At 39.6% G+C, this 26600-nt stretch carries 30 protein-coding genes and 1 riboswitch; of the genes, 24 read left to right on the plus strand and 6 right to left on the minus strand.

Annotated features, from left to right (window positions below; genetic code table 11):
• Positions 1-131 precede the first annotated feature (131 nt).
• The 19 genes from LXM54_RS16140 to LXM54_RS16230 all read left to right on the plus strand — a co-directional run bounded on the left by LXM54_RS16140 (position 132) and on the right by LXM54_RS16230 (position 17598).
• Positions 132-830 carry a GTP pyrophosphokinase gene (locus LXM54_RS16140; protein ID WP_233316285.1) on the plus strand — a complete coding sequence of 233 codons (699 nt, stop codon included), beginning with the start codon at positions 132-134 and terminating at the stop codon, positions 828-830.
• A gap of 205 nt (positions 831-1035) precedes the next feature.
• Complete coding sequence (locus LXM54_RS16145) at positions 1036-2175, plus strand: DEAD/DEAH box helicase (RefSeq protein ID WP_233316286.1); 1140 nt, start codon at positions 1036-1038, stop codon at positions 2173-2175.
• Positions 2176-2305: 130 nt separating this feature from the next.
• Positions 2306-2542, plus strand: a complete 237-nt coding sequence (locus tag LXM54_RS16150; protein WP_233316287.1) for a hypothetical protein — start codon at positions 2306-2308, stop codon at positions 2540-2542.
• 37 nt (positions 2543-2579) lie between these two features.
• Positions 2580-3704: a GerAB/ArcD/ProY family transporter gene (locus LXM54_RS16155; protein ID WP_233316288.1), complete on the plus strand. Its 1125-nt coding sequence runs from the start codon at positions 2580-2582 to the stop codon at positions 3702-3704.
• A gap of 39 nt (positions 3705-3743) precedes the next feature.
• A complete protein-coding gene (locus LXM54_RS16160; protein WP_233316289.1) occupies positions 3744-4862 on the plus strand; it encodes a GerAB/ArcD/ProY family transporter in 1119 nt (372 codons plus the stop codon).
• Positions 4859-6457, plus strand: coding sequence for a spore germination protein (locus LXM54_RS16165; RefSeq protein WP_233316290.1), 1599 nt, complete (start codon positions 4859-4861; stop codon positions 6455-6457). Before LXM54_RS16160 ends, LXM54_RS16165 begins: the two co-directional genes overlap by 4 nt.
• Complete coding sequence (locus LXM54_RS16170; protein WP_233316291.1) at positions 6454-7650, plus strand: Ger(x)C family spore germination protein; 1197 nt, start codon at positions 6454-6456, stop codon at positions 7648-7650. Before LXM54_RS16165 ends, LXM54_RS16170 begins: the two co-directional genes overlap by 4 nt.
• 94 nt (positions 7651-7744) lie before the next feature.
• Positions 7745-7854: riboswitch (TPP riboswitch) on the plus strand.
• A 143-nt stretch (positions 7855-7997) separates the two neighbouring features.
• Entirely contained in the window at positions 7998-8612 is a 615-nt protein-coding gene (locus tag LXM54_RS16175; protein ID WP_233316292.1) for a thiamine phosphate synthase, read from the plus strand.
• Positions 8593-9714, plus strand: coding sequence for a glycine oxidase ThiO (thiO, locus tag LXM54_RS16180; protein ID WP_233316293.1), 1122 nt, complete (start codon positions 8593-8595; stop codon positions 9712-9714). Before LXM54_RS16175 ends, thiO begins: the two co-directional genes overlap by 20 nt.
• A gap of 3 nt (positions 9715-9717) precedes the next feature.
• Positions 9718-9921, plus strand: coding sequence for a sulfur carrier protein ThiS (gene thiS / locus LXM54_RS16185; protein ID WP_233316294.1), 204 nt, complete (start codon positions 9718-9720; stop codon positions 9919-9921).
• A 5-nt stretch (positions 9922-9926) separates the two neighbouring features.
• Positions 9927-10694: a thiazole synthase gene (locus tag LXM54_RS16190; RefSeq protein WP_233316295.1), complete on the plus strand. Its 768-nt coding sequence runs from the start codon at positions 9927-9929 to the stop codon at positions 10692-10694.
• Positions 10691-11695, plus strand: coding sequence for a ThiF family adenylyltransferase (locus LXM54_RS16195; protein WP_233316296.1), 1005 nt, complete (start codon positions 10691-10693; stop codon positions 11693-11695). The genes LXM54_RS16190 and LXM54_RS16195 overlap by 4 nt, the downstream gene beginning before the upstream one ends.
• 148 nt (positions 11696-11843) lie before the next feature.
• Positions 11844-12215 carry a lmo0954 family membrane protein gene (locus tag LXM54_RS16200; RefSeq protein ID WP_311315973.1) on the plus strand — a complete coding sequence of 124 codons (372 nt, stop codon included), beginning with the start codon at positions 11844-11846 and terminating at the stop codon, positions 12213-12215.
• Positions 12216-12236: 21 nt separating this feature from the next.
• Complete coding sequence (locus LXM54_RS16205) at positions 12237-12884, plus strand: PspA/IM30 family protein (protein ID WP_233316297.1); 648 nt, start codon at positions 12237-12239, stop codon at positions 12882-12884.
• A 130-nt stretch (positions 12885-13014) separates the two neighbouring features.
• Complete coding sequence (gene liaF / locus LXM54_RS16210) at positions 13015-13752, plus strand: cell wall-active antibiotics response protein LiaF (RefSeq protein WP_233316298.1); 738 nt, start codon at positions 13015-13017, stop codon at positions 13750-13752.
• Positions 13749-14795, plus strand: a complete 1047-nt coding sequence (locus tag LXM54_RS16215) for a sensor histidine kinase (RefSeq protein ID WP_233316299.1) — start codon at positions 13749-13751, stop codon at positions 14793-14795. Before liaF ends, LXM54_RS16215 begins: the two co-directional genes overlap by 4 nt.
• Positions 14792-15424, plus strand: coding sequence for a response regulator (locus tag LXM54_RS16220; protein WP_233316300.1), 633 nt, complete (start codon positions 14792-14794; stop codon positions 15422-15424). The genes LXM54_RS16215 and LXM54_RS16220 overlap by 4 nt, the downstream gene beginning before the upstream one ends.
• Before the next feature lie 196 nt (positions 15425-15620).
• Positions 15621-16949 (plus strand): polysaccharide biosynthesis protein, encoded by a 1329-nt coding sequence (locus tag LXM54_RS16225; protein ID WP_233316301.1) that lies wholly within the window; start codon positions 15621-15623, stop codon positions 16947-16949.
• A 97-nt stretch (positions 16950-17046) separates the two neighbouring features.
• Positions 17047-17598 carry an RNA polymerase sigma factor gene (locus tag LXM54_RS16230; RefSeq protein ID WP_233316302.1) on the plus strand — a complete coding sequence of 184 codons (552 nt, stop codon included), beginning with the start codon at positions 17047-17049 and terminating at the stop codon, positions 17596-17598.
• Between the two features lie 21 nt (positions 17599-17619).
• Here the strand turns inward: LXM54_RS16230 and LXM54_RS16235 are convergent, their stop codons facing one another.
• A complete protein-coding gene (locus LXM54_RS16235) occupies positions 17620-17856 on the minus strand; it encodes a hypothetical protein (RefSeq protein ID WP_233316303.1) in 237 nt (78 codons plus the stop codon).
• 146 nt (positions 17857-18002) lie between these two features.
• On the opposite strand from LXM54_RS16235, the gene LXM54_RS16240 reads away from it, so the two are divergent.
• Together LXM54_RS16240 and LXM54_RS16245 are read left to right on the plus strand one after the other, a co-directional pair.
• Positions 18003-18938: a magnesium transporter CorA family protein gene (locus tag LXM54_RS16240; protein WP_245399831.1), complete on the plus strand. Its 936-nt coding sequence runs from the start codon at positions 18003-18005 to the stop codon at positions 18936-18938.
• Between the two features lie 88 nt (positions 18939-19026).
• Positions 19027-19530, plus strand: coding sequence for an acyl-CoA thioesterase (locus LXM54_RS16245; protein WP_233316304.1), 504 nt, complete (start codon positions 19027-19029; stop codon positions 19528-19530).
• A 145-nt stretch (positions 19531-19675) separates the two neighbouring features.
• Here LXM54_RS16245 and LXM54_RS16250 read toward each other — a convergent pair whose 3' ends face one another.
• A complete protein-coding gene (locus LXM54_RS16250) occupies positions 19676-20587 on the minus strand; it encodes a DMT family transporter (protein WP_325169582.1) in 912 nt (303 codons plus the stop codon).
• Between the two features lie 105 nt (positions 20588-20692).
• Between LXM54_RS16250 and LXM54_RS16255 the strand changes: the two genes are divergently transcribed.
• Positions 20693-22126, plus strand: a complete 1434-nt coding sequence (locus LXM54_RS16255) for an aminotransferase-like domain-containing protein (protein WP_233316305.1) — start codon at positions 20693-20695, stop codon at positions 22124-22126.
• Positions 22126-22401, plus strand: coding sequence for a hypothetical protein (locus tag LXM54_RS16260; protein WP_192486536.1), 276 nt, complete (start codon positions 22126-22128; stop codon positions 22399-22401). Before LXM54_RS16255 ends, LXM54_RS16260 begins: the two co-directional genes overlap by 1 nt.
• A gap of 32 nt (positions 22402-22433) precedes the next feature.
• Here LXM54_RS16260 and LXM54_RS16265 read toward each other — a convergent pair whose 3' ends face one another.
• The 3 genes from LXM54_RS16265 to LXM54_RS16275 all read right to left on the minus strand — a co-directional run bounded on the left by LXM54_RS16265 (position 22434) and on the right by LXM54_RS16275 (position 23844).
• A complete protein-coding gene (locus LXM54_RS16265) occupies positions 22434-23072 on the minus strand; it encodes a Bax inhibitor-1/YccA family protein (RefSeq protein WP_192486535.1) in 639 nt (212 codons plus the stop codon).
• Between the two features lie 69 nt (positions 23073-23141).
• Positions 23142-23540 (minus strand): large conductance mechanosensitive channel protein MscL, encoded by a 399-nt coding sequence (gene mscL, locus LXM54_RS16270; protein WP_233316306.1) that lies wholly within the window; start codon positions 23538-23540, stop codon positions 23142-23144.
• Between the two features lie 34 nt (positions 23541-23574).
• Entirely contained in the window at positions 23575-23844 is a 270-nt protein-coding gene (locus LXM54_RS16275; protein ID WP_233316307.1) for an acylphosphatase, read from the minus strand.
• A gap of 233 nt (positions 23845-24077) precedes the next feature.
• Between LXM54_RS16275 and LXM54_RS16280 the strand changes: the two genes are divergently transcribed.
• A complete protein-coding gene (locus LXM54_RS16280; RefSeq protein ID WP_233316308.1) occupies positions 24078-25205 on the plus strand; it encodes a DUF4309 domain-containing protein in 1128 nt (375 codons plus the stop codon).
• A 53-nt stretch (positions 25206-25258) separates the two neighbouring features.
• On the opposite strand, the gene LXM54_RS16285 is transcribed toward LXM54_RS16280, so the two are convergent.
• Positions 25259-26491 (minus strand): aminopeptidase, encoded by a 1233-nt coding sequence (locus tag LXM54_RS16285; protein ID WP_233316309.1) that lies wholly within the window; start codon positions 26489-26491, stop codon positions 25259-25261.
• Positions 26492-26600: the final 109 nt, after the last annotated feature.

Below are 26600 nucleotides of genomic sequence, written 5' to 3' on the forward strand. Positions count from 1 at the left end.
CTGTCACCCTTAACATTTCGAAGAGGTGAATGGTTGAAATGAAAACAATCGATCAGATTATCGAACTTTTGAAGAATATTGGAGTCAATGCAGAAAAGGTTTATAGAAAACCAAAGGAGACTTATTGATTTATGGATCGCTCTAACAACAATGAATCACTGCTTTCTCTAAACGATTGGAGCTTAGACGACCTTTCAAATGAACTGATAGAGTGGAAAAACAATTTAATCGTCTATCGCTTTGCTTTAGAGGAAGTTAATACAAAACTGAAAATATTAAATGAAGAATTTCAATTTATCCACAATCACAATCCGATTGAACATATTAAATCACGAATTAAGGATCCGCGCGGGATTATGGTAAAACTTAACCGCAAAGGTCTCGACATTACAGTTGAAAATGCGAAAGAGCATATTCACGATATAGCTGGTGTACGAATTACCTGCTCTTTCATCTCTGATATTTATGACATTTATGAAATGCTGAAAAAACAAAGTGATATAAAAATCGTAGAAGTAAAAGATTATATTGAGAACCCAAAACCAAATGGTTATAAAAGTCTCCATTTAATTGTTAAAATTCCTGTGTTTTTGAGCAATGGAATGGAAGAAGTATATGTAGAGGTACAAATAAGAACAATAGCTATGGACTTCTGGGCAAGCCTTGAGCATAAAATTTATTATAAATTTGATAAAGGCATACCAAACCATTTGCTTGCAGAACTGAAAGAAGCAGCAGATGCGGCCCATGAACTCGACGTTAAAATGAAAAAGATTAAAGATAGAGTTGATATTTACCAAACAGTTGGAGATGCTCAAACCCTCGTCTAAATTAAAAAAGAAAGTCTGCATTTCTCAGCAGACTTTCTTTTTTTCTTAAACTGCTGTTTCGATGATTGCATATCTATTTTTACGAGAATAATTTATAATAAGGAGATGCTTTTGTATTTGAACCTTTAGATGTTCTAATAAACATAATCCTTATAACAAAAAGGAACAGTAAAAAGCAGCAGCTGCAATGAAAAAGGAGAATAAAATGAGTAACCAAACCCTTTTAAATAAGATGAAACCATTTATAGAAGAAAACTGGGCTAAACAAGGTTTTCAAAAACCAACAACTATTCAAGACAAGGCTATTCCGGAGATTTTAGATGGCAAGGACATCATCGCTGAATCGCCAACAGGTACGGGAAAAACATTGGCATACTTGCTGCCGGTATTAAATAAGATTAACGCAGAATCCAAGGCTATGCAGGCAGTAATATTGGCCTCTTCTCAGGAGTTGGTTATGCAAATTCTGGCTGAGGTTCAAAAATGGGGAGAGAACAGCGGTGTGAGATCTGCTTCGTTCATTGGCGGAGCTAATGTAAAAAGGCAATTAGAAAAGCTGAAGAAAAATCCTCATCTTGCTATTTGCACACCTGGAAGGGCTTTGGAGCTTATTAAGCAAAAGAAGCTAAAAATGCATGAAGTAAGAACAATTGTCCTTGATGAGGCTGATCAGCTTCTCGTTCCAGAGCATATTGAATATGTACGCCAAATCATTAAAGCGACACAGAAAGAGGAAAGACAGGTTGTAATGTTCTCAGCAACGTTGACAGACAGAACAGAAGCGCTTGGCAAGGAACTGCTTTTAGATCCAGCAGTTATTCGAGTTAAAAAGGATACTACTATTGAAGCAGCAGATGTGCAGCATATATATTTTCAGGCAGAGCATCGAGACAAAATTAAACTGATGGAGAAAATCTCTCGTCTTGAAAATGCAAAGGTGCTTGTTTTTATTAAGGACATTGGAAATTTAGATGTGCTTCATGAAAAATTAGCCTTCAAGGAAATTAAAACGAGCAAGCTCCATAGTGATCTTAACAAGATGGACAGGCAAAAATATACAAGACTGTTCCGGTCTGGCAAAACGAGTATGCTGCTGGCAACAGATGTTGCAGCACGCGGGCTAGATATCCAAAATATAACCCATGTTGTGCATTTTGATTTTGCAAAAGATAAGACCCAATATATTCACCGTTCCGGCCGAACAGGACGATTCGGTAAAGAAGGTACAGTCATCAGCCTTGTAACAGAAAGAGAAGAACGGGAATTGAAGCAAATGCTGAAAGAATTAAAACTTCCCCTCAAACGCAAAGTATTTTATCAAGGTGAAATTACAGACGTACAATAAAATAATCAACTCAAATGCCGCTAAAAAATTAGCGGCATTTTTTTATTTTTATGCCTGCAAATTTTTACTACATAATATTGGAGAATTTTCACAAGATAAGACAAGAATAATATTTTGCAGGTGAATTAATATGGTTACATTTGTTTATTTATTGCTGATTGGCATGATGGGAAGCCTTACCCTGATTTTAGATATGTTCGTATTTCATGACAGCCTAAAGAATTGCTTTATGAACATATATAAGGCTGAAGTTGGAGCAGGAGCAATCACTATTGTCTTAACAGCAGGCTTTGGCTTTATCTGGTCTGTAGTGGTTGATTTCAGGAGGCTGAAAAAGAAGCTGCAGGGAAACAAAACCAATGCTTGAAATTATTTATGTTAAAAACTAAAGGAAGTGGAGTCCAATGCTCAAAGAGAACATTTCTTTAAGCCAATTAGCAGCATTAGTATTCAATTTTCAAATTGGCAGCTCCATTGTTTTCGGACTTGCATTAGACGCAAAAGAGGATGCATGGATTGCTCTCTTTATTGCATTTGGCTTTGGGATTTTCATCACTATGTTTTATTTATATTTAAGCTCACTGCTTCCTGGAAAAAATTTGTATGAGATGTTTGAGTACTGCTTTAAAAGACCGATAGCAATATGTATTAGCTTCGTGTACATCATTTATTTCTTGTACTATGCTTGCCGGATTATAAGAGACTTTGGGGAATTGATATCTGCGACGGTACTGCCGACCACTCCCATTGAATTCAGTACTTTTACACTGCTACTTGTGATAGGTTATGTGCTCTATTTAGGGATTGAGGTGCTGGCAAGGACATCTGAGATATTCACACCATATGCGATTATTTTTATGGTCCTATTAATTGTGTTTTTATATTCGGGGAAAAACCTGGATATGACAAATGTCAAACCTGTTTTAGGAGAAGGATTCAGCCCTTTATGGAAGGTGATTTTTCCTTATGAACTCGTACGTCCATATGGCCAGCTGCTTATTTTAACATTCATCCTTCCGAGTGTATCCAGATTAGATCAGAGCGCCAAAGTCGTAATGTCCAGCATGATTATTTCCAGCCTTTTGCTGATAGCATCATCTATGCTGATTATTCTGGCGTTAGGTCAAAATATTGCTCTTCGTTCTAATTTCCCGCTGTTGAGCGCTGCCCGTCTTATCTCTATTGGGGAATTCATTCAGCGGGTTGATGCAATCGTTGTTTTTACAATGGTGCTAGGGACATTAGTGAAAAGCTCTATTTACATATATGGAGGATTGAAGGGACTAGAGTATGTATTTTCGATTCCATTTCGCTTTTTTGCAATTCCCGTTTCATGTTTAATTTCACTATTCTCGATTTTTATTGCAAAAGGCTATTCCGATCATATTAACGAAGGACTGCTTTCCAATCCTTTCTTGCTGCATGTACCGCTGCAATTTGGGCTGCCTGCATTGTTATTAGTTATCCTGCTCTTTAAAAAATGGAGAGGGAAAAACAATGGCAAACAGATGAAGGAAAGGAATATGTAAAGTAACTTGCTGTGCAATAATCCATAAGGTGTTGAGCGTATGCTAAAGGAAAATATTTCATTAAGCCAATTAATCACATTAGTTATAAATTTCCTGCTCGGCAGCGCTATTGTAGTCGGAGTAGGGTTAGAGGCGAAGCGGGATGCATGGATGGTCGTAATTGCAGGCTTTTTTATCGGAATCCTCATCATGTCTGCTTATTATTTTTTACTGTCTTTGCAGCCTGGAAAAAACCTCTTTGAAATAATGGAAATTTGCTTTTCCAGACCTGTAGCAGTCGTTATGTCTCTCGTATACATTTGCTACTTTCTGTATATAGCATGCCGGGTAATTAGAGATTTTGGAGAGCTGATTTCAGCAGCGATTCTTCCGTTAACGCCCATTGAAGTTACAGTAGTTCTGCCTGTCCTTGTCATAGGTTATATCCTCTATATGGGGATTGAAGTGTTGGGACGAACCTCTGAAATCTTTACACCATATACATTTGCCTTCATGCTCTTGTTGTTTATTTTCTTGTATGGGAGCGGAAATATTGAGCTGGACAATCTTCAGCCAGTTGCTTCAACCGGTTTTATGCCAATCCTGAAAGCAATCATTCCCTCTATCTCTGTTTTTCCCTTTGGGGAGCTGATTGCATTCACAGTGGTCCTTGCAGATGTGACGAACTTCAAGTACAGCAGGAAAGTAAGCCTTATGGGTGTTACCATTGCTAGTTTCCTGCTGCTTCTGTCTGTGTTTTTAATCGTCACATCTTTAGGGGAAAACATCGCTCTTCGTTCCAATTTTCCTCTGCTTAGTGCAGCGAGGCTTGTGAGTATTGGTGAATTTATTGAACGGATTGATGCATTAGTCGTCTTCATTATCATGCTCGGAATTTTAATTAAGAGCTCTGTCTTTATTTATGGCGGTCTCAAAGGATTAGAGTATGTATTCAATAAGCCATACCGGTTTTTTTCTATCCCAGTTGCCTGCATCGTCTCGATCTTCGCTGTTTTTATTAGTAATGACTTTGCAGACCATATAAAAGAGGGTCTTTATGTGGATATATTTATCTTACATCTGCCATTGGAATATGGGTTCCCAATTTTAGTGCTGGCCACATTACTGTTTAAAAAGTGGAGGAAAGACCGAGGCTCAGGCAAGGAGGCAAAAGCATGAAGAAGTTCTTGAAAAAACTGCTTTCCATCAACAGCAAAAAACAAATACCTTCTAATACGAAACCGACAAAAGCGGAAGAAATTGAAATGAAAGAAATCAGCTTTGAAACCGTGAAGGACGAGATTAAAAGGATTTTTGGCAATACAGCAGATTTAAAGGCAGATGATGTATTAGTAGGTAAGTCAGAAGCGATTATTTTTTATTTAGACACGGTCATCAATACCGACTTTCTCAAGGATATGCTTGGACAAACTTTGGAAAGTCCTGTTGAACAGGATATTAAGATTACGAGTGAAGAAGAATTGCGAGCATTTGGGAAAAAAGCTTTTGGTGTGTCAGGCTATAAACTTATTAATACAATCAGTGAAATGACAGAGACAATTCTTGAGGGAAGAATTGCTGTTGTTATAAAAGGGATACCGGCTGCACTCACTATCAGCTTCATCAACAGTGAAGGAAGAACCGTTTCGGAGCCGACTACACAAACAGTTGTAAGAGGTCCAAAGGATGCATTTGTTGAGGACATATCAACCAACATTAATTTAATCCGGAAAAGGATAAAAAACCATAATCTCCAGTTTGAGAAATTCAAGGTAGGAAATGAAACGAGAACGAGTGTGTATGTCGGCTCCATAAAAGGGGTTGTGAATGAAAAGATATTAGAAGAGGTGCGGAAACGAATAAAAGATATTAATATTTCCGCTGTTTTTGAATCTGCGAACATAGAAGAGCTCATTCAGGATAAATCTGCGACTGTCTTTCCTCTGGCTTTGAATACAGAGCGGCCGGATTCAGTCTGCTCAGCGCTTTTGGATGGAAAAATCGCCATCATAACCGACGGGACACCGTTTATTTTGCTGGTGCCTGCCGTACTGACAGATTTCTTTATTTCATCTGAGGATAATTACCAGAATTATTTCATGTCCAGCTTTATCAGGATGATCCGTTACCTGTCGTTTATGATTGGTTTGCTGATGCCTTCTGCCTATGTAGGAGTATTAACCTTCCACCCAGAGCTTTTGCCGACAACTTTGCTGTTAAGCGTAATTGCCCAGCGGGAGGGTGTGCCGTTCCCGGCAGTTATTGAAGTATTTATTATGGAGATAACCTTTGAAATTCTCCGTGAGGCCGGTGTCCGCATGCCAAGGGCAGTAGGTCAGACAGTATCCATCGTTGGAGCATTGGTAATCGGGCAAGCTGCAGCAGAAGCTGGAATCATTTCTAATATCATGGTAATTATTGTAGCGATCACAGCGATTGCTAACTTTGTCTTTCCGAATTACAGCTTTGCGAATGCCTCCCGGTTGATACGGTTCGTGCTTATTATTGTTGCATCGATACTCGGATTGTATGGAGTATTACTTGTGCTGATATTTATGGTTGCCCACCTTAGCTCGCTCCGTTCCTTTGGTGTGCCGTACTTGGCGCCAGTTGCACCGTTTATTGTCGAGGATCAAAAGGATATATTTATTCGCACGCCAATCTGGTTTCAAAATAAGCGGCCTGCCTATTTAAGTCCTAGCAGCACAGATAAGCAAAAGCCGCAAGGTTCACCATCTCCTCCTAAACAGACGAAAGGAGGAAGCGGGGATTGAAGCTTTATGGAAAACTGCTTATCTCCATTATGATTGTTTTCCTTTTGAGTGGCTGCTGGGATCGGAAGGAACTGTCAGAAATTAAACTCGTTTCAGGGATGGCGGTTGATAGAGGAGATGACGGCAAATATAAAGTGACGGTAGAGGCATTAAATGCAGCAGAATTGAATTCACGGACGAGCGGAGGCAATGCTCCTGCATTAGTAGAAACGATTGAAGGAGAGACCTTATCGGAAATCAGTCATCAATTCAGCCAGTATTATGCTCAATACCTTGTTTTTTCTCATATGAAGCTCCTCGTTATTGGAGAAGATGTAGCAAGGACTGGGATGATTGATTTTATTGATTATTTAGAAAGAAACAGGGAGCTTCGTGATGACTTCAAAATTCTAATTGCAAAGGACACGAAAGCGTCTGATGTGTTAAAGGTGACAAATCTCTACCGGAAATCCTCTTCTCTGAAGTTGTCGACACAGCTTGAAAACATGTTCCAAGACTGGGGCGGAGATCCGGATATGAGAATAAATGACTTTATCAATGACATCACTTTAGAAGGGAAGGAAGCAATTTTAAATGCAGTAGTTGTACAAGGAGACAAGAAAGTTGGAGCAACTGTTGAAAATATGAATAATGTTACACCAGAAGCAATCGTACTAGTTGATTCCCTTGCGATTTTTGACAAAAAGAAGCTAGTCGGCTTTTTGCCAATAGAGGACACTCGAGTGTATTTATGGATAACAAATAAATTTCAAAATACAACCTTGACAGTACAATGCGGGGATGATGAATATAGTGCTGTAAGAATTATCCACTCAACAACAGATGTCCAGACGAAAATGGATGGAGTAATACCTGAATTCAACATCAATATTAAAGCAGAAGGCTATATTGAAGGCACACAATGCTTTAAAGCATTGGATAAAATAGAGACCTTTCAAAAGTATGAAGACCTTGTCAGTAAAGATGCATCAGAAAAAATTAAAACCACAGTCGAAAAAATGCAAAATGAATATGGGCTGGATATATTTGGATTCGGAGAAATGATGAGAAGGCAGCATAATGACCAGTTTGCAAAGATAAAGGACGACTGGAACAAATACTTTTCAGAGGCCAAAGTAAATGTGGACTTTGAGTTCATCTTAAGAAGGACAGGAATCAGGTCAGACAGTTTCCTTGACGAAGTAGAGAAATAACGAAAAATAATAATGATTCCCAAAATTTAATATAATTGCTTGAAATATGAAATAGATATGATATTCTGTATGTACAAACGAAAATTAAATGAGAAATCATCACTAGGGGATCCCTTGATAAGGGCTGAGAATAAAGTAGCTACTTTTAAACCCTCATAACCTGAACAGGTTCGTACCTGCGTAGGAAAGTGGAAGATTGTTTTGTTATGTACTTTTACTGTTCATACAATCAAAAGCCACTTTCCTACGGGATAAAGTGGCTTTTTTTATTGGAAAAAGGGAGGATTGGAGGGATGGCTACCAATTAAAGTTGAGTAATTTCATAGGTAAAGGTGGTTATTGATGAAATGAAGCTTATTGCCATAACAAATGATGCTTATTCAGTAGAGGAAACATGCACTAAAATACTGGAGATTCATGATTATGTTGATTTTATTCATATAAGAGAAAAGTCTAAATCGATGCTGGAGATATATTGTCTTTGTAAACAGCTTTTGGCAGGAGGGGCAGATAAACGAAAAATAGTTATCAATGGAAGGGAAGAAATCCTGCTTTTAGCCAATATGCTTCATGTTCATCTTCCCGAAAAGGGGTTTCTGATTGAAAGGACGCGCCGAAGGACAGCATGCCAGCTCGCCGGGAAATCAGTACATAGCCTTAAGGCAGCACTAGAAGCAGAAAAGGAAGGGGCAGATTATATTATTTACGGACATTGCTATGAAACGGACAGTAAAAAGGGGATGCCTCCTAATGGAATAAAGACATTGCAAGAAATCAAGCAGGCAGTCAAGCTTCCTGTATATGCAATCGGCGGGATAAGTGAGGACAAAGTGGCTGGGCTGTATGAATGCGGTGCTGATGGGATTTGCGTTATGTCAGGGATTTTTGCTGCAGGAAGTCCAAAGCTCGCCGCAAAAAAGTATCAAGAAAGGTGCAAAGAGTATGCAAACACGAAAATTTGAAGCTGCTGTTATTGGCGGCGGCATTATCGGCAGTGCAATTGCTTATCATCTATCCAGTGAAAACATTCAGACTGCCGTATTCGAGGCAAATGAGATTGGCGGGAAAACAACAAGCGCTGCAGCAGGAATGCTGGGTGCCCATTCTGAATGGGAGGAATTTAAAGAACTGTATCCATTTGTCGCAGACAGCCACAATTTGTATAACCAGTTGTCGCTGCAGTTAAAAGAGACTTGCGGGATTGATATTGAATTGAAAAAGGGAGGGATTCTTAATCTAGTCTATTCAGAGGAGGAAAAGAAAAAATTTAATTCTGTTCTTCACTTACCTTCTGTTTCATGGCTGTCTGCAGAGGAAGTTTGGGAAATAGAGAAGCATGTTAGCCAAGACATCTTCGGTGCTGTATATATGAAAGACGATGTCCATGTCACGCCGATATCTGCTTGTAACGGATTCAGCAAAGGTGCCTATCAGCTAGGTGCACAAATCTTTGAACATACGATTGTGCTTGAAGTGGAGCGATTTGGCAGTGAGTATCTTATAAAAACTACGAAAGGTGATTTCTATGCGGAAAAAGTAATCATTGCCTCTGGAGTATGGACAAATAAGTTTTTTGCTAAATTTGGACTTGGAAATGCCTTAGTTCCTGTTAAAGGCGAGTGCCTCTCTGTTATCAATGACCGATTGCCTTTGAGCAAAACTTTATTTCATGAAAAGAGCTATATTGTGCCAAGAAATAATAATCAGCTAGTAATAGGTGCAACACAGAAATGGAATGATTGGAATGAGTTGCCGAGCTTTGGCGGCATACAGGAAATCATGGAGAAGGCACGGAAAATGATGCCAGAGCTTGCATTAATGCGCCCAAGCAGGTTTTGGGCAGGGTTAAGGCCGCAATCCTTCGACAAAAGACCTTTTATCGGTGAGCATCCTGAAACCACAGGGTTATACTTTGCTGCTGGCCACCAGAGAAACGGCATCTTAATGGCACCAGCAACAGGGATGATGATAACAGATTTAATAATGGGAAGAAAGGTGAATGAGCTTTGGCTGAAGGCATTCAGAATCGACAGAGCAGAGCATTCCCAAATGGAGAGGGTGTAAGAAATGAATATACAGCTAAATGGGAAAAGCATAGATGTTCCTGATGATATAGGAACATTGCAAGATTTACTAGTTTGGTATGGTTTGCAGGATCGAATGGTTATAGCTGAATTAAACAGAGAAATTATTAAGAAAGAAACCTATCAATCTACAGCACTTACAGAGAAGGATATTTTAGAGCTTATTCATTTTGTCGGAGGAGGATGAAATAAATGATGAAAATAGGTAACCGTACATTTCAGTCAAGATTATTGCTAGGAACAGGTAAATATCCATCATATGATATCCAAAAGGAAGCAGTAGCAGTATCCGGTGCAGAAATATTAACATTTGCACTCAGAAGAATGAATGTGTTTGAAGAATCTCAGCCTAACTTCCTGGAGAAATTGGATTTGACGAAATATGCCTTGTTGCCGAATACGGCTGGAGCAAAAAATGCAGAAGAAGCAGTACGAATTGCGAAGCTTGCAAAAGCTTCAGGTCTTTGTGACATGGTGAAAGTAGAAATAATCGGCTGCAGCAAAACACTGCTGCCAGATCCTGTTGAAACATTGAAGGCTTCAGAGAAGCTGCTTGAATTAGGATTTACTGTTTTGCCTTACACTTCTGATGATGTGGTGCTCGCTAAGCGCCTTGAGGAATTGGGAGTCCATGCTGTCATGCCAGGTGCGGCACCAATCGGCTCAGGCAGAGGGATAATTAATCCGCTAAATATCAGTCTGATTATCGAGCAATCAAAAATCCCTGTAATTGTCGATGCTGGCGTTGGTTCTCCAAAGGATGCAGCATTTGCCATGGAGCTAGGGGCAGACGGAGTGCTACTTAATACGGCAGTTTCCAATGCAGAAGATCCTGTGAAGATGGCAAGAGCCATGAGCCTGGCGATTGAGGCAGGAAGACTAGGCTTTGAAGCGGGGAGAATGGCGATGAAGAAATATGGAGAAGCGAGCAGCCCGGCAAGCGGACTGGTGACCTCATGATTGGCAAATATAAAAAGCAAGAGCTGTTTATTGGGGAATCGAGTCAAAAGAGATTGCAGGAAAGTCATGCCGTTATTTTAGGTGTGGGGGCACTCGGTTCATCGACAGCAGAGATGCTGACAAGAGCAGGCGTTAAAAAGCTGACAATCATCGATAGAGATTATGTGGAATGGAGCAATTTACAAAGACAACAGCTTTACACAGAGGAAGATGCAGCATTAAAGCTGCCAAAGGCAATTGCTGCAAAACGGAGACTAGAACAGGTAAACAGTGATGTGCAGATTGATTGCCGGGTTGAGGACATAACAGGCAAGAATATAGAAGAAATGATTAAGGGAGCTTCCATTATTATCGATGGAATGGATAATTTTGAAACAAGACTTATCATTAATGATGCTGCTGTAAAAATGAATATACCATATATATTCGGTGCCTGTGTCGGCAGCTATGGGCTGACATACCCTGTCATTCCTGGTGAGTCACCGTGCTTGCACTGTATTATCGAGCAGCTCCCAGCACAAACAGAAACATGTGACAGTGCTGGAATTATCAGTCCTATTGTCCAGCTTGTCGCAGCTTTTCAGGCTGCATACGCGCTGAGGGTTCTCTCAGGCAAGGCAGTCGAACCGATACTCGTATCCTATGATATTTGGAGTATGCAAAAGGCAGAGATTCATGCCGATAAACTGAAAGACCCTCATTGTCCCGCATGTAGCCAAAGGTTATTCTCCTATTTGGACACAGGTAATCAAACGAAAACAGATATATTATGCGGCAGGGATGCCATTCAAATCCGGCCGGGAGTTTCACAAAGCTTTGATTTGGATGCCCTTGCTAAAAGCATTCAGCATGTTGTTGAACATATGATTGTTAATCCCTATTTACTCGCTTGTGAGTTTGAAAAGCACAGGGTTGTCCTATTTAAAGACGGACGTGCCATTATCCATGGCACTGATGAGCGCTCAAGGGCAAGAGCCATTTACAGCAGACTCGTTGGATGATTAATGCCAGCCTAAAGACCTTTTGAAGAGAAGGTCTTTTTTTATGCCGCCAGAAAGCTGAGCATCCACTAAGCCTCAAGTCTTAGAGAGAAATCAAGCGGAAGCACGTTATGAAAAAACGTGCTGAAAGCTATGATAGGAGTATGAAATGAAAGGAGAGATTGATGAAATGAAAAAAGTAGGTTTAGTTCTTATCGGGGCGACAGCGGCAATTATCCTTCTGTCACAGTTAGGCCCTCTAGTTGGGCTGATTATAAGCGGAGCATTGCTGTACCTTGTGTTCAAGCAATTTTTAAAGGCAGGGCATACAGGAGCGAAGATAGGATGGGGAGCATTAGGCATCATATTACTCTGTATCACTGCAAGTAATCTCCCTGCAATACTTGGTTTAGCTGCAGCGTACATCCTGTTTTTAGTAATTAAAAAGTGGAAAAAGCCGAGTGTCACAGAAAAAATCAATACCTCTGATGATCCGTTCCAGAATTTTGAGAAGCAATGGTCTGAACTTAACAAAAACTAAACAGAAAAGAGGAAAATAATTATGGCAAAACTATTAGAAAGAATCAAAAATGCAGTAATGGCAGATATCAATGAAGTGCTGGATAAAAAAGAGAACAAGAACCCTCTTGCTCTGCTCAATCAATATTTAAAAGAATGTGAAAAAGAGACAGAAAAGGTAAAAGGGCTTGTAAAGCGCCAATATGTATTGAAAGAAGCGTTCACAAAGGAGCTTAAAGAGGCTGAGGAGCTAGCAGCAAAACGTAAAAATCAAGCAGAAATCGCATCAAAAGCAGGGGAAGAAGAGCTGTTTGCCTTTGCTCAAACAGAGCAGCATCATTATGAAGAAAGAATTGTCCGCTTGATGGAATCACTGAAAATCACAGACCAGCAGACAAGTGAGCTTGAGGCAAAATACGCCTTGATGAAGCATAAGCTAAAGGATATGAATATCCGCCGCCTTGAACTGATGGGCAAGGAAAACATGACAAGAGCTTCCTATACAATTGATAAAGTTACAAATGAACAAGGAAAAGAAGGTCAACCAACAAGATTCGATGAACTGGAAACATATATTGAAGGCTTAGATAAGAAGATTACGAACAATTATTACCAGCATACAATTGATGAAAAAATCGCAATCCTAGAAAAAAAGCTAGAGGAAAAGAAAGATGAAACTTTCACATCTTGAAAAAAATGATATTCTTAAAAGGCGTAGGTTTTTTATACGCCTTTCCGAGTATAGATAAGACGGGAATGAAATTATATCTATAGCCGGAAGGGCGTAGCCACCATGAAGGGAAAGGAAGGAGGAGCTTTCATTGTTTGAAAGAATTAAGAAGGATTTTGCTGGCTGGTTTGTAGTTGTTGCCGGGTTCCTGCTTCTATTGGAAATTTTCGTTTTGCATCCAGGATTAATCTTTTCCTTTCTGATTTCCATCGGTCTGATGTATTACGGAAAACGGGGATTAAAGGGGAAAACAGGAAAGTTGATGTTTTGGGCTGGATTGCTCGTGCTGCTGATTAGTGTGCTCAATATGTTTACAGTGAAGTTCCTGTTATTCAGTCTCCTCTTTTATTGGTTTGTGCAGTTTATCCAGAACAAAAACAATAAAGAGGTAATCAAACCAATTATTAAGGAAAAGAAAGAAGGGGACGGAGAGGATATAATCATTAAAAAGGAGCCGATGTTTCGCAACAGGCTGTTCCATCGGAATGAAACTCCTGATCATGTTTATGAGTGGAAGGATATCAATATTCAAACAGGTGCAAGTGATACGATTATTGATTTGAGCTATACGGTACTGCCGCAAGGGGAAACAGTCATCTCCATCCGGAATCTTGTCGGCAATGTCAAAATATATATACCATATGATTTGGAGGTCAGCATCAACCACTCCGTCCTGTTAGGCTCTGCCTCTATCTTCGATGAAGTAAATGAAGGGAATGCCTTCAATCTGAATGTAATCAGAAGCAGCGCTGCCTATGACCAAGCGGAAACAAGAGTGAAGATCATCACCTCTTTTTTAGTCGGAAATTTAGAGGTGAAAAGAATATGAGCATCATACAACGGCAAATTATATGGGGAATAAGCATTGCATTAATTTTGCTGATTTTCACTTCTGCTGTCTTTTTGCTCGTGTTTCCGCCGGACAGCTGGAGTGATATTTGGGATAAACAGGTTCTTGATATTCCTTTTGTCTTGTTCGTCGTTAGTGCAGATGTGGCGATTGGGCTCTTTTTTGGAGTGTTGAGCGGTTACTCATGGAGAAAGCAGTTTAATGCTCTTGATGGTATGATTCACAGCGGGGAAAAGAATAAGGAGCTGGACCGGGAAAGCTCAGGCTTTTATGAAGAAATACATTCTTTAGGGACCAAAATAACAAGTGTGCAAAACAAGCTGAAGGAGCAAATTAAACTATCGCAGAAGCTTGTCACAGAGCAGGCTGAGAATCAGCATACAAGAGTTCAAGCTGTCATTGCTGATGAACGGAACCGCCTTGCCAGAGAGCTTCATGATTCTGTGAGCCAGCAGCTTTTCGCTGCCTCCATGCTCTTATCTGCTATCAACGAAAGAAGACAGCCTGATGGTGATCCTGTTGAAACAAAGCAGCTAAAGCTTGTTGAAGAGACCATTCACCAGTCGCAGCTGGAAATGCGGGCACTGCTGCTGCATTTAAGACCTGCGGCATTAAAGGATAAAACCTTAAAAGAGGGCATAATGGAGTTATTATCAGAGCTTTTGCAAAAAGTGGAAATGCAAATTACGTGGAAGCTCGAGGAATTTATATTGGATAAAGGTATAGAAGACCATTTATTCCGAATTCTGCAGGAATCTGTCTCAAATACACTCAGGCATGCTAAAGCAAGCAAGCTTGATGTGCAGCTGCTACATAGAGAAGAGTACGTCATCTTAAGGGTTATGGATGACGGCATCGGATTTGATGTGGAAGAGAGCAAAACAGGTTCTTATGGTCTGCAAAATATGCATGAGCGGGCAGCTGAAATCGGCGGCCAGCTGAAAATAATCAGCTTGCAGCAGCAAGGGACACGGCTTGAGGTGAAAGTGCCGATGATTTTAGATGAGGAGGAGAAAGGATGATAAGAGTTCTGTTTGTCGACGATCACGAGATGGTCCGGATAGGCGTTTCCTCTTACTTATCAGCACAAGCGGACATTAAGGTTGTCGGTGAAGCTGACAATGGAAGAACGGCCATAGATATGGCTTTAGAATTACGCCCTGACATCATCTTAATGGATTTAGTCATGAAGGAAATGGACGGGATTGAAGCAACAAAACACATTATCGAAGCGTGGCCGGAGGCGAAGATCATTATAGTTACAAGCTTTTTGGATGATGAGAAGGTATATCCAGCATTGCAGGCAGGAGCGACCAGCTATATGCTGAAAACATCGAAGGCAAGTGAAATAGCAGATGCCGTCCGCTCCACCTTCAAAGGACAAATTGTCCTCGAGCCGGAAGTCACTGATAAGATGATGATGAAGATGCGGGAGAAGCCGCAAAGCTTACTTCATGACGAACTAACAGCAAGAGAGATGGAAATACTGCTGCTCATGGCCGAAGGAAAAAGCAACCAGGAAATAGCAGATGCATTGTTCATTGCTATCAAAACAGTTAAGACCCATGTGAGCAATATTTTAAGCAAGCTTCAAGTACAGGATAGAACACAAGCCGTCATTTATGCCTTTAAGTACAGGCTAGTTGAATAAAAAATCCGCGAGGGAAACCTTGCGGATTTTTTGTTTTTATTCGGATAAAAGGTGTTAAAGTCGGTGTTTAGGTCCTTTAAACAAACGTTTGATTAATAATAAACTTTAAAACTTGTAAATATATTTTTATAACTTGTCTCATATGATGAAAGAAAAGCAAATAAAAATAATCCATTTTTATTGTAAGGAGAGGTCCATGAGTTCATTTTATAAAGGTACGTTCCTACTGATTGTTACGGCGTTTTTTGGCGAATGCATTGAATTTTTAATCAATATGGTAATGGCAAGAGAACTGGGGGAACAAGGACTGGGGCTTTTTATGACTATCCTGCCGACGATTTTTCTTATTGTTCTGCTTGCAAGCTTTGAGCTGCCAGTCTCTATCTCTAAATTTATTGCAGAGAAAGACTCAGTCTATCATCACAGCATGCTTCAGCAGGTGATAAAATGGACAATCATCTTTACGATTGTACTGACTGTTATTGCTGGTTTTGTTATCCCATTTATTCCTATTTTCAAAGACTATCATCCAATATTAAGATGGCTTGTGCTTTTGCTGCTGCCGATAATCTCCTTTACTTCGATTGCAAGAGGATTTTTTATGGGGAAACAGCAGATGGGGAAGATTGCTGCATCTAATTTCTTGCGTAAAATTGTTCAGCTGGGAATGCTCGTCTTCTTGTTCCAATGCTTTTCTTTTGATTTGGAGACCTCTGTCCTAATCGCTTTTTGTACGATTGTAGGCAGTGACTTAGTTGTGTTTTTATATTTGCTTCATATGTTCTTTGTCCAATATCAGCGCATTAGAAAAGGAAACAATGAGAACATGGGCGGCAAGGCTATTTGGAAGGACCTATTAAGTGTATCTATTCCAACAACAGGTCTGCGGATTTTTCATGCATTGTCCCATGCTGTCCAGCCGTTTCTAATAAAAGGGGCATTAGTGTCATCTGGAATTACCGCTGCCAATGCAACAGAGCAGTTTGGGATGCTTGCAGGAATTGCGTTAACTATCGGTTTCTTTCCGGCATTCATTGCTCATTCCTTTATGACCATGCTGATTCCGACCGTTTCAAAGGCTTATGCAGACAGAGACTACTTGCATTTGCAGAATTTGCTTAAACAGGTGATGCTGATAACTCTTGGGTACGGATCCGTTGCTGTAAGCATCTTCTACTTCTATGCAGAACCGCTGACAATGAAATTCTTTCACTCATCACAAGCAGCTTCGATTGTACAGTTACTGTGGCCGTATTTCTTCCTCCATTATTTTACGATTCCAATGCAGGCATTCCTGATTGGGTTAGGCCTTTTAAAGGATGCCGTTTTCCACTCTATATGGGCTACAGTGTTTTCGTATACCGCCATCTATTATCTTGGCTCGTTAAGCCATTTGCAGATGGGAGGAATAGCAATCGGCATGAATTTAGGTGCAGTTATATTAGCCCTGCTCCATTATTTGACCATTTGCAAAAAAATCGGCTTTTCGATTTGGCTTTCACCAGGTAAACAAGTACATCAATAAAAATTTCTTTTAAAAAAATTTTTTTGAAAAAAGTGTAGGGGTTGAAGGATGCCGTTTCGTTTATTGTATAGGAAAGCGTCCTAGGGGAAGGAGGACAATGATGAAACCCCTAAACAATAAATATTCAGGTGATTGTAAAGAAACCTGTTATGAAGAAATAATTAAAGAACATGGAAATGCTATATATGCCTATATTTTTTCATTGGTCAAACATAAAGAACTAGCTGAAGACATTTACCAGGAAGTACTCATATCCTCTTATCTGTCGTTTTCTTCCTTCGAAGATTACAGCAAAGCAAAAAGCTGGCTGTACAAAATAGCAATAAATAAATGCCGTGATTATTGGAGAAAAGAAAAGACATCGAAGAAGTTCTGGGAGGAGACCGTATATACATACGTAAGGGATACTTCTGTTTCCCAGCCGCCAGAGGATACAATTATGAATAAATGTGCACATGAGGAAATGATTGATACATTAGAAGAGCTGCCGCCAATGTATAAGGAGCCACTTCTATTATTCTATTATCATAACAATACACTGCTTGAAATTAGCGACAAAACAAAAACGCCCCTTTCAACTGTGAAAACACGAATGAAAAGGGCAAAAGAACAGCTTCGTCCTAAAGTAAATAAACTGGTTTCCATTTAGTATGGAAACCTTTTTTTATCTTCAATCTTCCCGCTGCTTGTTATAATAGTTAACCGAATACATGGCACCTTCACTGACCATATTGTTATCCCCAATATCTTGCGGATCAGGATTGCCGGTTTTTACCATAAGTGGCTCGTCCTGTTTGGAGTTAAACTTCTGAGTGACTCGCTGCATCATTTCTTTCCCTTTTGAGGTAAAAAGAAGGTAACTCCCAACTCCTGCACCAACAACAGCTAATGTACGCATCGTTTTCATTATTCATCCCTCCGATAAGTTTGTCCAAAATTTTTACTAGTCTTTATTTACCCAAGAGTAGCTGAAGGGAAACCTGCCTATACATTTAAGTTTTTTTTCCACCAAATGAGGGAAAGATAAGAAAAAACGTGATCGGAGTGATCTTTTTGAAAAAGTATCACATGAGCAACTGGGTATGGTATGCACTTGAAAAGATGGAAGAGATCGATCAAATAGAGGCAGAACTGAATTTACAGATGGAAGACTGGGGAAAAATCATTAATGAGAAAAAAGGTAACTATTTAGAGATGGACACCTCAATAATTGGCAAGGAATCATTGAGCGGGTCCCTTATCTATAATCGAAAGATCGAGGAACGAGGCGATTATGAGCTGTTTTACTTCTTTATATGCGGCAATACGCTTATAACATTGGACTATCATGATAACAGCCTCCATCTAAAAGACAGGACTACTATTATTCGTGCGGCAAAAAACGCAGAGTCCTCTGTTGATGGCTTTATGGTGATACTTGGCAATATTATGACAGACATTTTGTATCATATTGATGCATATGAGGAAAAGCTTGATGAGCTAATTTGGGATGTAAAAGAAAAAAACAGTACAAATACATTAGATAAGATTTATCAGTCTCGCCATGAAATACTTATTTGGAAAAACGTAATGATGCCGTTTTTAGAGCTGAAGTTTGCGATAGAGGAAGCATTTGGTGATGCTGTGAATAATGGCAGAGATTATAAGCGTGTTTCTAAAAGAATTCAAAGAGGCCTTACTTTAGTAGATGAATATGAAAAGGAATTAAATAATCTCGTCCACTTTGAAGAGGTTGTTTCCCAGCACCGCGGAAATGAAATTATGAAGACATTAACGGTTTTTACTGCCCTTTGCACGCCAATCATGGCACTTGGAGCATTATGGGGTATGAACTTTAAATACATGCCTGAGCTTGATTGGAAATACGGCTATGCTATTTCCCTGGCCTTAATCGTCCTGACTACTGTCATTATTTATGCTTATTTGAAAACACGGGGCTGGATGGGCGATCTTTTAAGAGCCAAAAAGAAAAATTCTTTTTTTCAGTAGCATGAAGGCACAATAGACGGCAAATAGTAAATTACATATAATAATATTAGTAAGTTATTATCCGCGAAAGCTACTCTAAGGAGGATATATGGAAGGTTCTAAATATTGCAGTGAGTCGCTCGTTATAAAAACGAGCATTGTTTTTCCTACAGATACGAACACATACGGTACTTTGTTCGGAGGGAAACTGATGGCATACATCGATGATACGGCTGCTATTGCTGCCATGAGACATGCAAGAAAACATATTGTAACAGCCTCGACAGATTCAGTCGATTTTCTTCATCCAATTCAAGAAGGAAATTCAGTTTGCTTAGAAGCATTTGTCACTTATACAGGAACATCCTCTATGGAAGTGTTTGTAAAGGTGACAGCAGAAGACTTGCTGTCAGGGGAAAAGAATCTCTGTGCTCTCAGCTTTTTAACTATGGTCGCTATAGATGAACATGGCAAACCGACAGCGGTGCCGCAGGTTGTCCCGCAAACAGAAGAAGAAATCAGTCTGTTTGAATCAGGTAAAGTGCGTGCCCAGATGAGAAGAAACAGGAAAGCAGAAACACAGGAGCTTGCTCGGAAATATAAGTCAAAATGACGTTAATCTGCCACTCGAAAGGCATGACCTGACAGGTAATGCTGTCGAAATTGGCAAATTATTTTCCAGGAAATGATGATATTTCTGGAATGATGTCTTTTTTGCCTTTCATTGTCTTATCTAGGCGAAATGTGAAATGGCATCCTCATTTAGAGGATGCCATTTTTTTTATTGAAATTATTTGCATAATTTTCTCGAGGTTTACTAAAACAAGGCTGCATAAAATCAGCATTACCCCAATAAGCATGACTGGATGAACAACTTCCTTATAGAAGAGGCGGCCGATAGTTAAGGCGATTAGCGGCGACACGTACAGCCATGTCGAAGGTAGAAACGCATTCGTTTTTGCTACAAGATAATAATAGATTGTATGGGCAATCATGGACCCTGCTACAGTTAAATAAACAATAGATAAAAAACCCGGCATTGTTATAGCAGGTGCTGTTTCTCCAGTGAATAAGGATAAAAGCAGCAACAGCAGCCCTCCGTATATCATTTGTACAGCATTTAAAGCCATTGGGCTTTCTTCTTTGAAGGTTTCAACGGTCTTTCCAGAATAGATGGAGCCTGCTGCATAGCCAATTTGACCAATAAGGATGATTCCACACCCGATAATCCAATGGATGTCCCAAGCAATCGACAATCCTGGCAGAAAGAGACATACTACCCCGAGAAATCCTAATAGGACACCACAGATACTTGCTTTAGTAATTTTAACCCGCAAAAGGGCAGTCTGAATTAGGATAATCATGATTGGTGCTGAAGCAGACAAGACGGCTGCAATTCCTGAGGAAATAAATTGTTCGGCCCAATATAGACAGGCAAAGGTAATGAAAGTTAAAGATAATCCTGTAAGCATAAGCTCTTTGCGCCAAAGGAGCTTCCATGTCGTCTTTTTTCGGGCAAGCAATAATACGTAAAGAACGGCACCTGCTGCCATAAAGCGTATTCCAGCCGACAGGAATGGTGGAAAGCCTTCGTCGACACCTACCTTGATAGCTAAGAATGTTGTTCCGAAAATAAAACACATTAGACTGTATAAAAAAATGGTCATCATAATCCCTCCTGCCCTAATTGTAAGCCAGACAGGACAGACCAGATGAATTCATGTAGAACAGATTTAAGGAAATGGTACAATAATAATAAGTAGGAGGGGTTGGAAATGGTTATAAAATCGGAACATACTGCACTATACAAGCAAGTTTATGAATATATGCTGACCCGTATTCAAACAGGAGAGTGGGAAAAAGACAGACGGCTTCCCTCGGTAAGAAGTCTTGCAGAGCTGTTGGGGGTTCACCGCTTGACCATCTTAAAAGCGTATCAGCTTTTAAAGGAGGAAGGTCATGTTTATGCAAAGGACAAAACAGGCTATTATTGTAAAAATAGTAATCTTTTAAGCGGGCCAGGAGAACAGCCTGCCATCTACTCTTATATACAGAACAGCATCTTGTCAGATATTCATCGTGAGCAAACCTTTTTTAAATTTTCTGCTGCTGTCATTGACCCGACTTTATTGCCAAACAGATACCTATCTCAGCATGCAAAGGAGATATTCGATAAATATCCTCATTTGCTAGGCACATATGCACCCGTAAAGGGAGATGAAGAACTGATTGCAGGTTTGTCAGCTTATTTTCAAAAGTATGACCGATTGTACATACATGAGGATTCAATTATTATCACATCCGGAGCACAGCAGGGCATTGATATTATTGCCAAGGTATTCGTTCAGGCACATGATCATGTGCTGATTGAAAGCCCAACATACAGTGGAGCAGCAGATATATTTGTAAACAGAGGCGCAAAACTAATTCCTGTTCCGATAACCTCAGCAGGTTTTTGTCTTGAGGAAGTAGAATTACTTATGAAGAAGCACAAGCCAAAGCTTTTCTATACAAATCCAACTTTTCATAATCCGACAGGCTATACGGTTCCGACTGAGCAAAGAAAGCAGTTGGCAGAGCTTGCCGAAAAATATCAATGTATTATTTTAGAAGATGATTCTTTCCATGAAATCTATTTCCACGAACCGCCGCCGCCGCCGATTTTCTCTTATGATACAGGAGGATATGTCATCTATTTACGAAGCTTTTGCAAATACATGGCTCCAGGATTAAGAATATGTGCGATGGTTGCCCATCCGAGTTTAACGAAATGGCTCATTAAAGGAAAGGCGCTCGCAGATAACGGAACACCATTGCTTAACCAAAAGGCCTTTTTATTTTATCTTACTTCGGATAGAGTCCGTACACATATGGAAAAACTGAGGATAGCTTTGCAGATAAGAAAGGAGACAATGGAAGAGGAACTAAAGGGTTATTTCAAATGGGACAGTCCAGGCGGAGGTCTTAATTTATGGGTTCGCCTTCATGATGCCATTGATAAAACCGCGTTGAAAGACAAGGCGCTTGAAAGTTCTGTTTCCTATGTACCAGGTTATATTTGTGATCCTCTTGAAAGAGATATTCCATATATAAGGCTCAGCTACTCCTACTTAAATGAGCAGGAAATCAAGAATGGAATGGAGCTTCTAACGAATATTTATGATTCCTTGACTAACGGAATGGATGATAAACCGAACAGGAGGTTATAATGGCAGAACTGGCTTATTATGTTGTGACAAGAAGAATTGAGTTCAACATGCAGGTTATAGATGAAGTAGAAAAATGCTTGATTCTATCGAGTGACAAAATCAAGACTGAAAATGCAGCCTTTTATTTAGAATCTGTTTATGACATATCTGTTAAAAAAACAAATAACCTCTATCAAATTCTTTATTTGCATACAAATAAAGGTGTTTTCTCTTTTATTGTTAAAGAAGATCCAGCTGACTTCATCCGTCAAGTGAAGGGGAAATTAAGAAAATAAAAAATGCTGCCGAAAAGCAGGCAGCATTTTTATTAGTCCTTGCTTGAGAGAATCCCAAAAATTCGCAAGATGTTGATGAATAGGTTAACAAAATCCAAATACAGATTCAATGCCATTAATGGAACTTGCTCTGCAGTTACGCCATAATGCTTCATTCTGTTAAAGTCGTACAGCACATATCCACTGAATACAAGCACGCCGATAAAGGAATAAGCAAGCATTGCTGTTGAGCTGATTGGCCAGATTATGTTGAAAATTCCAATGACGATTAATGCCAGCAAGGCTGCCATCAGCATGCCGCCAAGGAAGGACAGGTCACGTTTTGTCGTTGTTGCATAAACAGCCAGTCCAGCAAATACAATCGTTGTTGTTCCTAATGCCATAATGACAACATTCGCGCCTATTGTAGAAACATAATGGGACACGATTGGATATGTTGTAATACCTGAAATAAAGGTAAAGGCATAAAGGAAGGAGTATGACATAGACTTTCCTCTTCTCAAGAAGAAAGCGATAAAGAGCAATACGAGCTCCAATATAGCCAATGGTAAAAACAGAGAAGCTGGAACGAAATTCCCTGCTAAAGTACCGATAGTAGCAATTCCTAATGATAAGGCAAATGTCCTTAACACGGCAGGTAAATGATCCGTTTTCATACTATGTGTGTACATAAAGTCACTCCGTTGATATTATTTTAATATTTTTACGTTTAATAGAGGAGAAGGTTTCAAAAAAAAGCATTAATTTTCTTCTTCTCTGACGCGATTCTTCTTTAAAAGATCGCGGATTTCCATCAACAGCTCTTCCTTCGCATCAATGGAAGGGGCTTTTTCTTCAGCCATTTCTTCTTTCTTCTTTTTAAACTTGGAAAGCAGCTTAATAACCATAAAGATGGAGAAAGCCACAATAAAGAAATCTAGAATTGTCTGGATGAATTGTCCGTAAAGCACAGTTGCTTTACCGTATGTTATTTTAAGATTTGTTAAGTTAACACCGCCGAGGAGGACCCCGACAATAGGCATAATAATGTCATTTACGAGAGAGCTGACAATCTTGCTGAATGCTCCGCCGATGATAACACCGATTGCTAAGTCAATCACATTGCCTTTGACCGCAAAGGCTTTAAATTCTTTCCACATTGTTAAACTCCTAACTTTATTTTCGTTTTTAAATCTAGTAACGGATGCTGAATGAGCGGAAGTGCTCAGGCTCTTGCTCCGTAATATCGAATTGATGGACAGCCGCAAAGCGGTTTCCCTTTTTTATGTCGTCTATAAAAGAGGCTAGTGTCTCCTTTGGTCCTGAGATAACTGCTTCAACAGAACCGTTGTCTTTGTTTCTGACCCAGCCGTTTACATTATATTCGATTGCTTTCATTTGTACAAAATAGCGAAAGCCGACTCCTTGAACCTTTCCAGTGATGGCAAGATGATATTGAATCATAATAATTATTCCTTCCATTATTGTTTTTAGGAATGCTAACTATAGGATAACATAAAAGTGAGCTCGGCCAAATCGAGACTTGGCATATGTTGAAATTGCCAATTCAAAAGGTTTGCAAAGATGGAAAAACCTAGATTTGTAGAAAGGAAGCCATTTTGTTAATATTAATAAGTACGTCTAATAAAGCAAATTAAATAAAGCAAATTACGTGTTTTTAAAATCAGGAGAAAATAATGAAACCATATATATACATTAGCATGCTTATACTGTGTGCTGTTTTAATTGTCGTTGGGACAATCCAATATAGTATTAACAAGAATAAAGAGAGTGAAGCTTCTGCTAAAGCAAGTGAAACTAAAAAAATCAATTGGATTATAGAAAATGCCATTTCGTCTATAACAATCAAAGAAGATAATGAAGTATATGAAGCATACTTGATCGGCGATGAAACAGAGAAATATACGCTAGAAGAAGACAATTTTCTTGGTGACAAGGATGATACCATTGTCGAGGGGGCTTTTTCGCTGTATTTAACAGCAGAGTCAGAAGATGATACAAAAGAATATAAACAAGTGATTAAGCTCAGAAATCCGCTTATCTTTAACACAAAAAATAAAAATATCAGTACTTATACTGTAAATAAACATAGTATTATTGCAATCTATCAGACGAAGTCTAAGGATAATACAGTTGCCTCTTTGTATGCAGTTGACGATGGGGAGCTTACATCCCTTACTACAACTGAAATTCCAGTGTTAAAACGGAAAATAAAGAGCATCCAGCAAAATTACTTGCAAACAGCAGAAAAAAAGCAGGATAACGTATATGAAGTGACTTCATGGACATTAGATTCAGGCCGTCTTCAGCTCAAAGAGGCAGACAAGACGTCCATTGACAATGAAAAGGCTATAGAGAGATGGGTGGAGGAAGAAGACTATTATTTGCCGTTCAAAAATCTCACTATATCCAAAGATATTTTGACTATAGCAGAACAGGGGATGCTGATGGGAAGCCAGTATCCGATTGGTACAAGTATTAGCGAAATAACAAAATCAAATGATGAATATATAAAAACAGAGCAAAATGATGGATTAATGATGGTCGAATATCCAGAAGTTACCTACTATTATGATGGGAAGACAAAGCAGGTAAACTCTATCGCCATTCCCGGCATGCGTTTAAAGGCCGACATGTCTGCAGTCAATAAGGCATTAGGCAAGCCGGAAGCCATCGCGGCAAACAAAGAAAATAACGGTTATATTGCCACATATTCGGCTAACCATTATGAAATGAAGTTTATTCTTGACAGCAATCAGCATGTCCAGTCGATTCAGCTTGTGAAAAAACAGGACAGCAAATGAAAAAGAACCTAGCAGGTAGCTCCTGCTAGGTTCTTAATGTTGAGTTGGTTATATTAGAAAGCCCAATCTCCGTTACGGAAGACAGCTTCTGTTTTACCGTCAGCTGTAATACCGTCAATATCCATTTTGTCAGAACCAATCATGAAGTCTACATGCGTGATGCTCTCATTTAGGCCTGCAGAAGCTAATTCTTCGCTGGACATTGTTTTTCCGCCTTTAATACAGAATGCATAGGCGCTGCCGATTGCCAAATGGTTTGATGCGTTCTCATCAAACAATGTATTGTAATAAAGGATATTAGACTCTGAAATAGGGGAACGATGGGGCACAAGCGCCACTTCACCTAAATAGTGGGAGCCTTCATCTGTTTCCACAAGCTGTCGTAAAATTTCCTCCCCTTGTTCTGCCTTCACATCCACAATTCTGCCGTCCTTGAACGTAACCGAAAAGCGGTCGATGATATTTCCGCCGTAGCTTAGCGGCTTGGTGCTTGAAACAGTACCGTTTACACCTGTTTTGAATGGAACTGTGAACACTTCTTCTGTCGGCATATTTGCCATGAACTCGAAGCCTTTTTCATTAACACTTCCAGCTCCGCACCATAGATGGTTTTCGGGAAGCTCAATTGTTAAGTCTGTTCCAGGTGCTGTATAGTGCAGCTTTTTGTATGACTTGCTGTTTAAGTAATCTACTTTTTCATGAAGATTTTTATCGTGCTGCTTCCATGCCTCGATTGGTTCGTCTTGGTCCACTCTTGATGCTTTGAAGATAGCATCCCACAGCAGGTCAACACGCTTTTCTTCCGGCTCATTGGCAAAAACAGTGCTAGCCCATGCGGCAGAAGGAACACCGATTACTGTCCAGCTGACCTTATCTGATTGCACATATTTGCGGAAAGTGCTTAATGCCTTTCCAGAAGCCTTTTGGAAGTTGGCAATTTTTTCAGTTGAAATGCCTTTAAGCAAATCAGGGCTAGAAGAGAGGACTGACATGAATGCAGCTCCGTCTTTGGCAAGCTCTTCTGTTTCTTTCGCTCTCCATTCTGGATATTCTAAAAATGCTTCACTTGGTGCAAGCTCGTACTTCGTTCTTGTAACGATGTCGTCCGTCCAATTTACAACGACATTTTTAGCGCCTGCTTCATATGCTTTTCTGACAACAAGACGAACAAATTCAGCTGCATCGATTGTTGTATTTACGACTAAAGTCTGTTCCGGCTGAATATTGACGCCAACTTTCACTGCAAGTTCTGCATATTTTTCTAAATTTTGTTGAAATGTACTCATGACCCATTCTCCTTTATTAAGAGCTAGTATGTAATGATTGCCTATTTTGGAATTTTAGAAAAGCCGTTCCACTTTATCAGTATAATGTATGACATAGGAAATCCTTTCA

Origin of the sequence: Bacillus sp. Au-Bac7, from assembly GCF_021341655.1 — a bacterium.
GTDB lineage: Bacteria > Bacillota > Bacilli > Bacillales > Cytobacillaceae > Niallia.

Coding starts and splice junctions, on each gene's coding strand:
- LXM54_RS16140 (WP_233316285.1), top strand. CDS start 132: ATGGATCGCTCTAACAACAATGAATCACTGCTTTCTCTAAACGATTGG.
- LXM54_RS16145 (WP_233316286.1), top strand. CDS start 1,036: ATGAGTAACCAAACCCTTTTAAATAAGATGAAACCATTTATAGAAGAA.
- LXM54_RS16150 (WP_233316287.1), top strand. CDS start 2,306: ATGGTTACATTTGTTTATTTATTGCTGATTGGCATGATGGGAAGCCTT.
- LXM54_RS16155 (WP_233316288.1), top strand. CDS start 2,580: ATGCTCAAAGAGAACATTTCTTTAAGCCAATTAGCAGCATTAGTATTC.
- LXM54_RS16160 (WP_233316289.1), top strand. CDS start 3,744: ATGCTAAAGGAAAATATTTCATTAAGCCAATTAATCACATTAGTTATA.
- LXM54_RS16165 (WP_233316290.1), top strand. CDS start 4,859: ATGAAGAAGTTCTTGAAAAAACTGCTTTCCATCAACAGCAAAAAACAA.
- LXM54_RS16175 (WP_233316292.1), top strand. CDS start 7,998: ATGAAGCTTATTGCCATAACAAATGATGCTTATTCAGTAGAGGAAACA.
- thiO (WP_233316293.1), top strand. CDS start 8,593: ATGCAAACACGAAAATTTGAAGCTGCTGTTATTGGCGGCGGCATTATC.
- thiS (WP_233316294.1), top strand. CDS start 9,718: ATGAATATACAGCTAAATGGGAAAAGCATAGATGTTCCTGATGATATA.
- LXM54_RS16190 (WP_233316295.1), top strand. CDS start 9,927: ATGATGAAAATAGGTAACCGTACATTTCAGTCAAGATTATTGCTAGGA.
- LXM54_RS16195 (WP_233316296.1), top strand. CDS start 10,691: ATGATTGGCAAATATAAAAAGCAAGAGCTGTTTATTGGGGAATCGAGT.
- LXM54_RS16200 (WP_311315973.1), top strand. CDS start 11,844: ATGAAAGGAGAGATTGATGAAATGAAAAAAGTAGGTTTAGTTCTTATC.
- LXM54_RS16205 (WP_233316297.1), top strand. CDS start 12,237: ATGGCAAAACTATTAGAAAGAATCAAAAATGCAGTAATGGCAGATATC.
- LXM54_RS16215 (WP_233316299.1), top strand. CDS start 13,749: ATGAGCATCATACAACGGCAAATTATATGGGGAATAAGCATTGCATTA.
- LXM54_RS16220 (WP_233316300.1), top strand. CDS start 14,792: ATGATAAGAGTTCTGTTTGTCGACGATCACGAGATGGTCCGGATAGGC.
- LXM54_RS16225 (WP_233316301.1), top strand. CDS start 15,621: ATGAGTTCATTTTATAAAGGTACGTTCCTACTGATTGTTACGGCGTTT.
- LXM54_RS16230 (WP_233316302.1), top strand. CDS start 17,047: ATGATGAAACCCCTAAACAATAAATATTCAGGTGATTGTAAAGAAACC.
- LXM54_RS16235 (WP_233316303.1), bottom strand. CDS start 17,856: ATGAAAACGATGCGTACATTAGCTGTTGTTGGTGCAGGAGTTGGGAGT.
- LXM54_RS16245 (WP_233316304.1), top strand. CDS start 19,027: ATGGAAGGTTCTAAATATTGCAGTGAGTCGCTCGTTATAAAAACGAGC.
- LXM54_RS16250 (WP_325169582.1), bottom strand. CDS start 20,587: ATGATGACCATTTTTTTATACAGTCTAATGTGTTTTATTTTCGGAACA.
- LXM54_RS16255 (WP_233316305.1), top strand. CDS start 20,693: ATGGTTATAAAATCGGAACATACTGCACTATACAAGCAAGTTTATGAA.
- LXM54_RS16260 (WP_192486536.1), top strand. CDS start 22,126: ATGGCAGAACTGGCTTATTATGTTGTGACAAGAAGAATTGAGTTCAAC.
- LXM54_RS16265 (WP_192486535.1), bottom strand. CDS start 23,072: ATGTACACACATAGTATGAAAACGGATCATTTACCTGCCGTGTTAAGG.
- mscL (WP_233316306.1), bottom strand. CDS start 23,540: ATGTGGAAAGAATTTAAAGCCTTTGCGGTCAAAGGCAATGTGATTGAC.
- LXM54_RS16275 (WP_233316307.1), bottom strand. CDS start 23,844: ATGATTCAATATCATCTTGCCATCACTGGAAAGGTTCAAGGAGTCGGC.
- LXM54_RS16280 (WP_233316308.1), top strand. CDS start 24,078: ATGAAACCATATATATACATTAGCATGCTTATACTGTGTGCTGTTTTA.
- LXM54_RS16285 (WP_233316309.1), bottom strand. CDS start 26,491: ATGAGTACATTTCAACAAAATTTAGAAAAATATGCAGAACTTGCAGTG.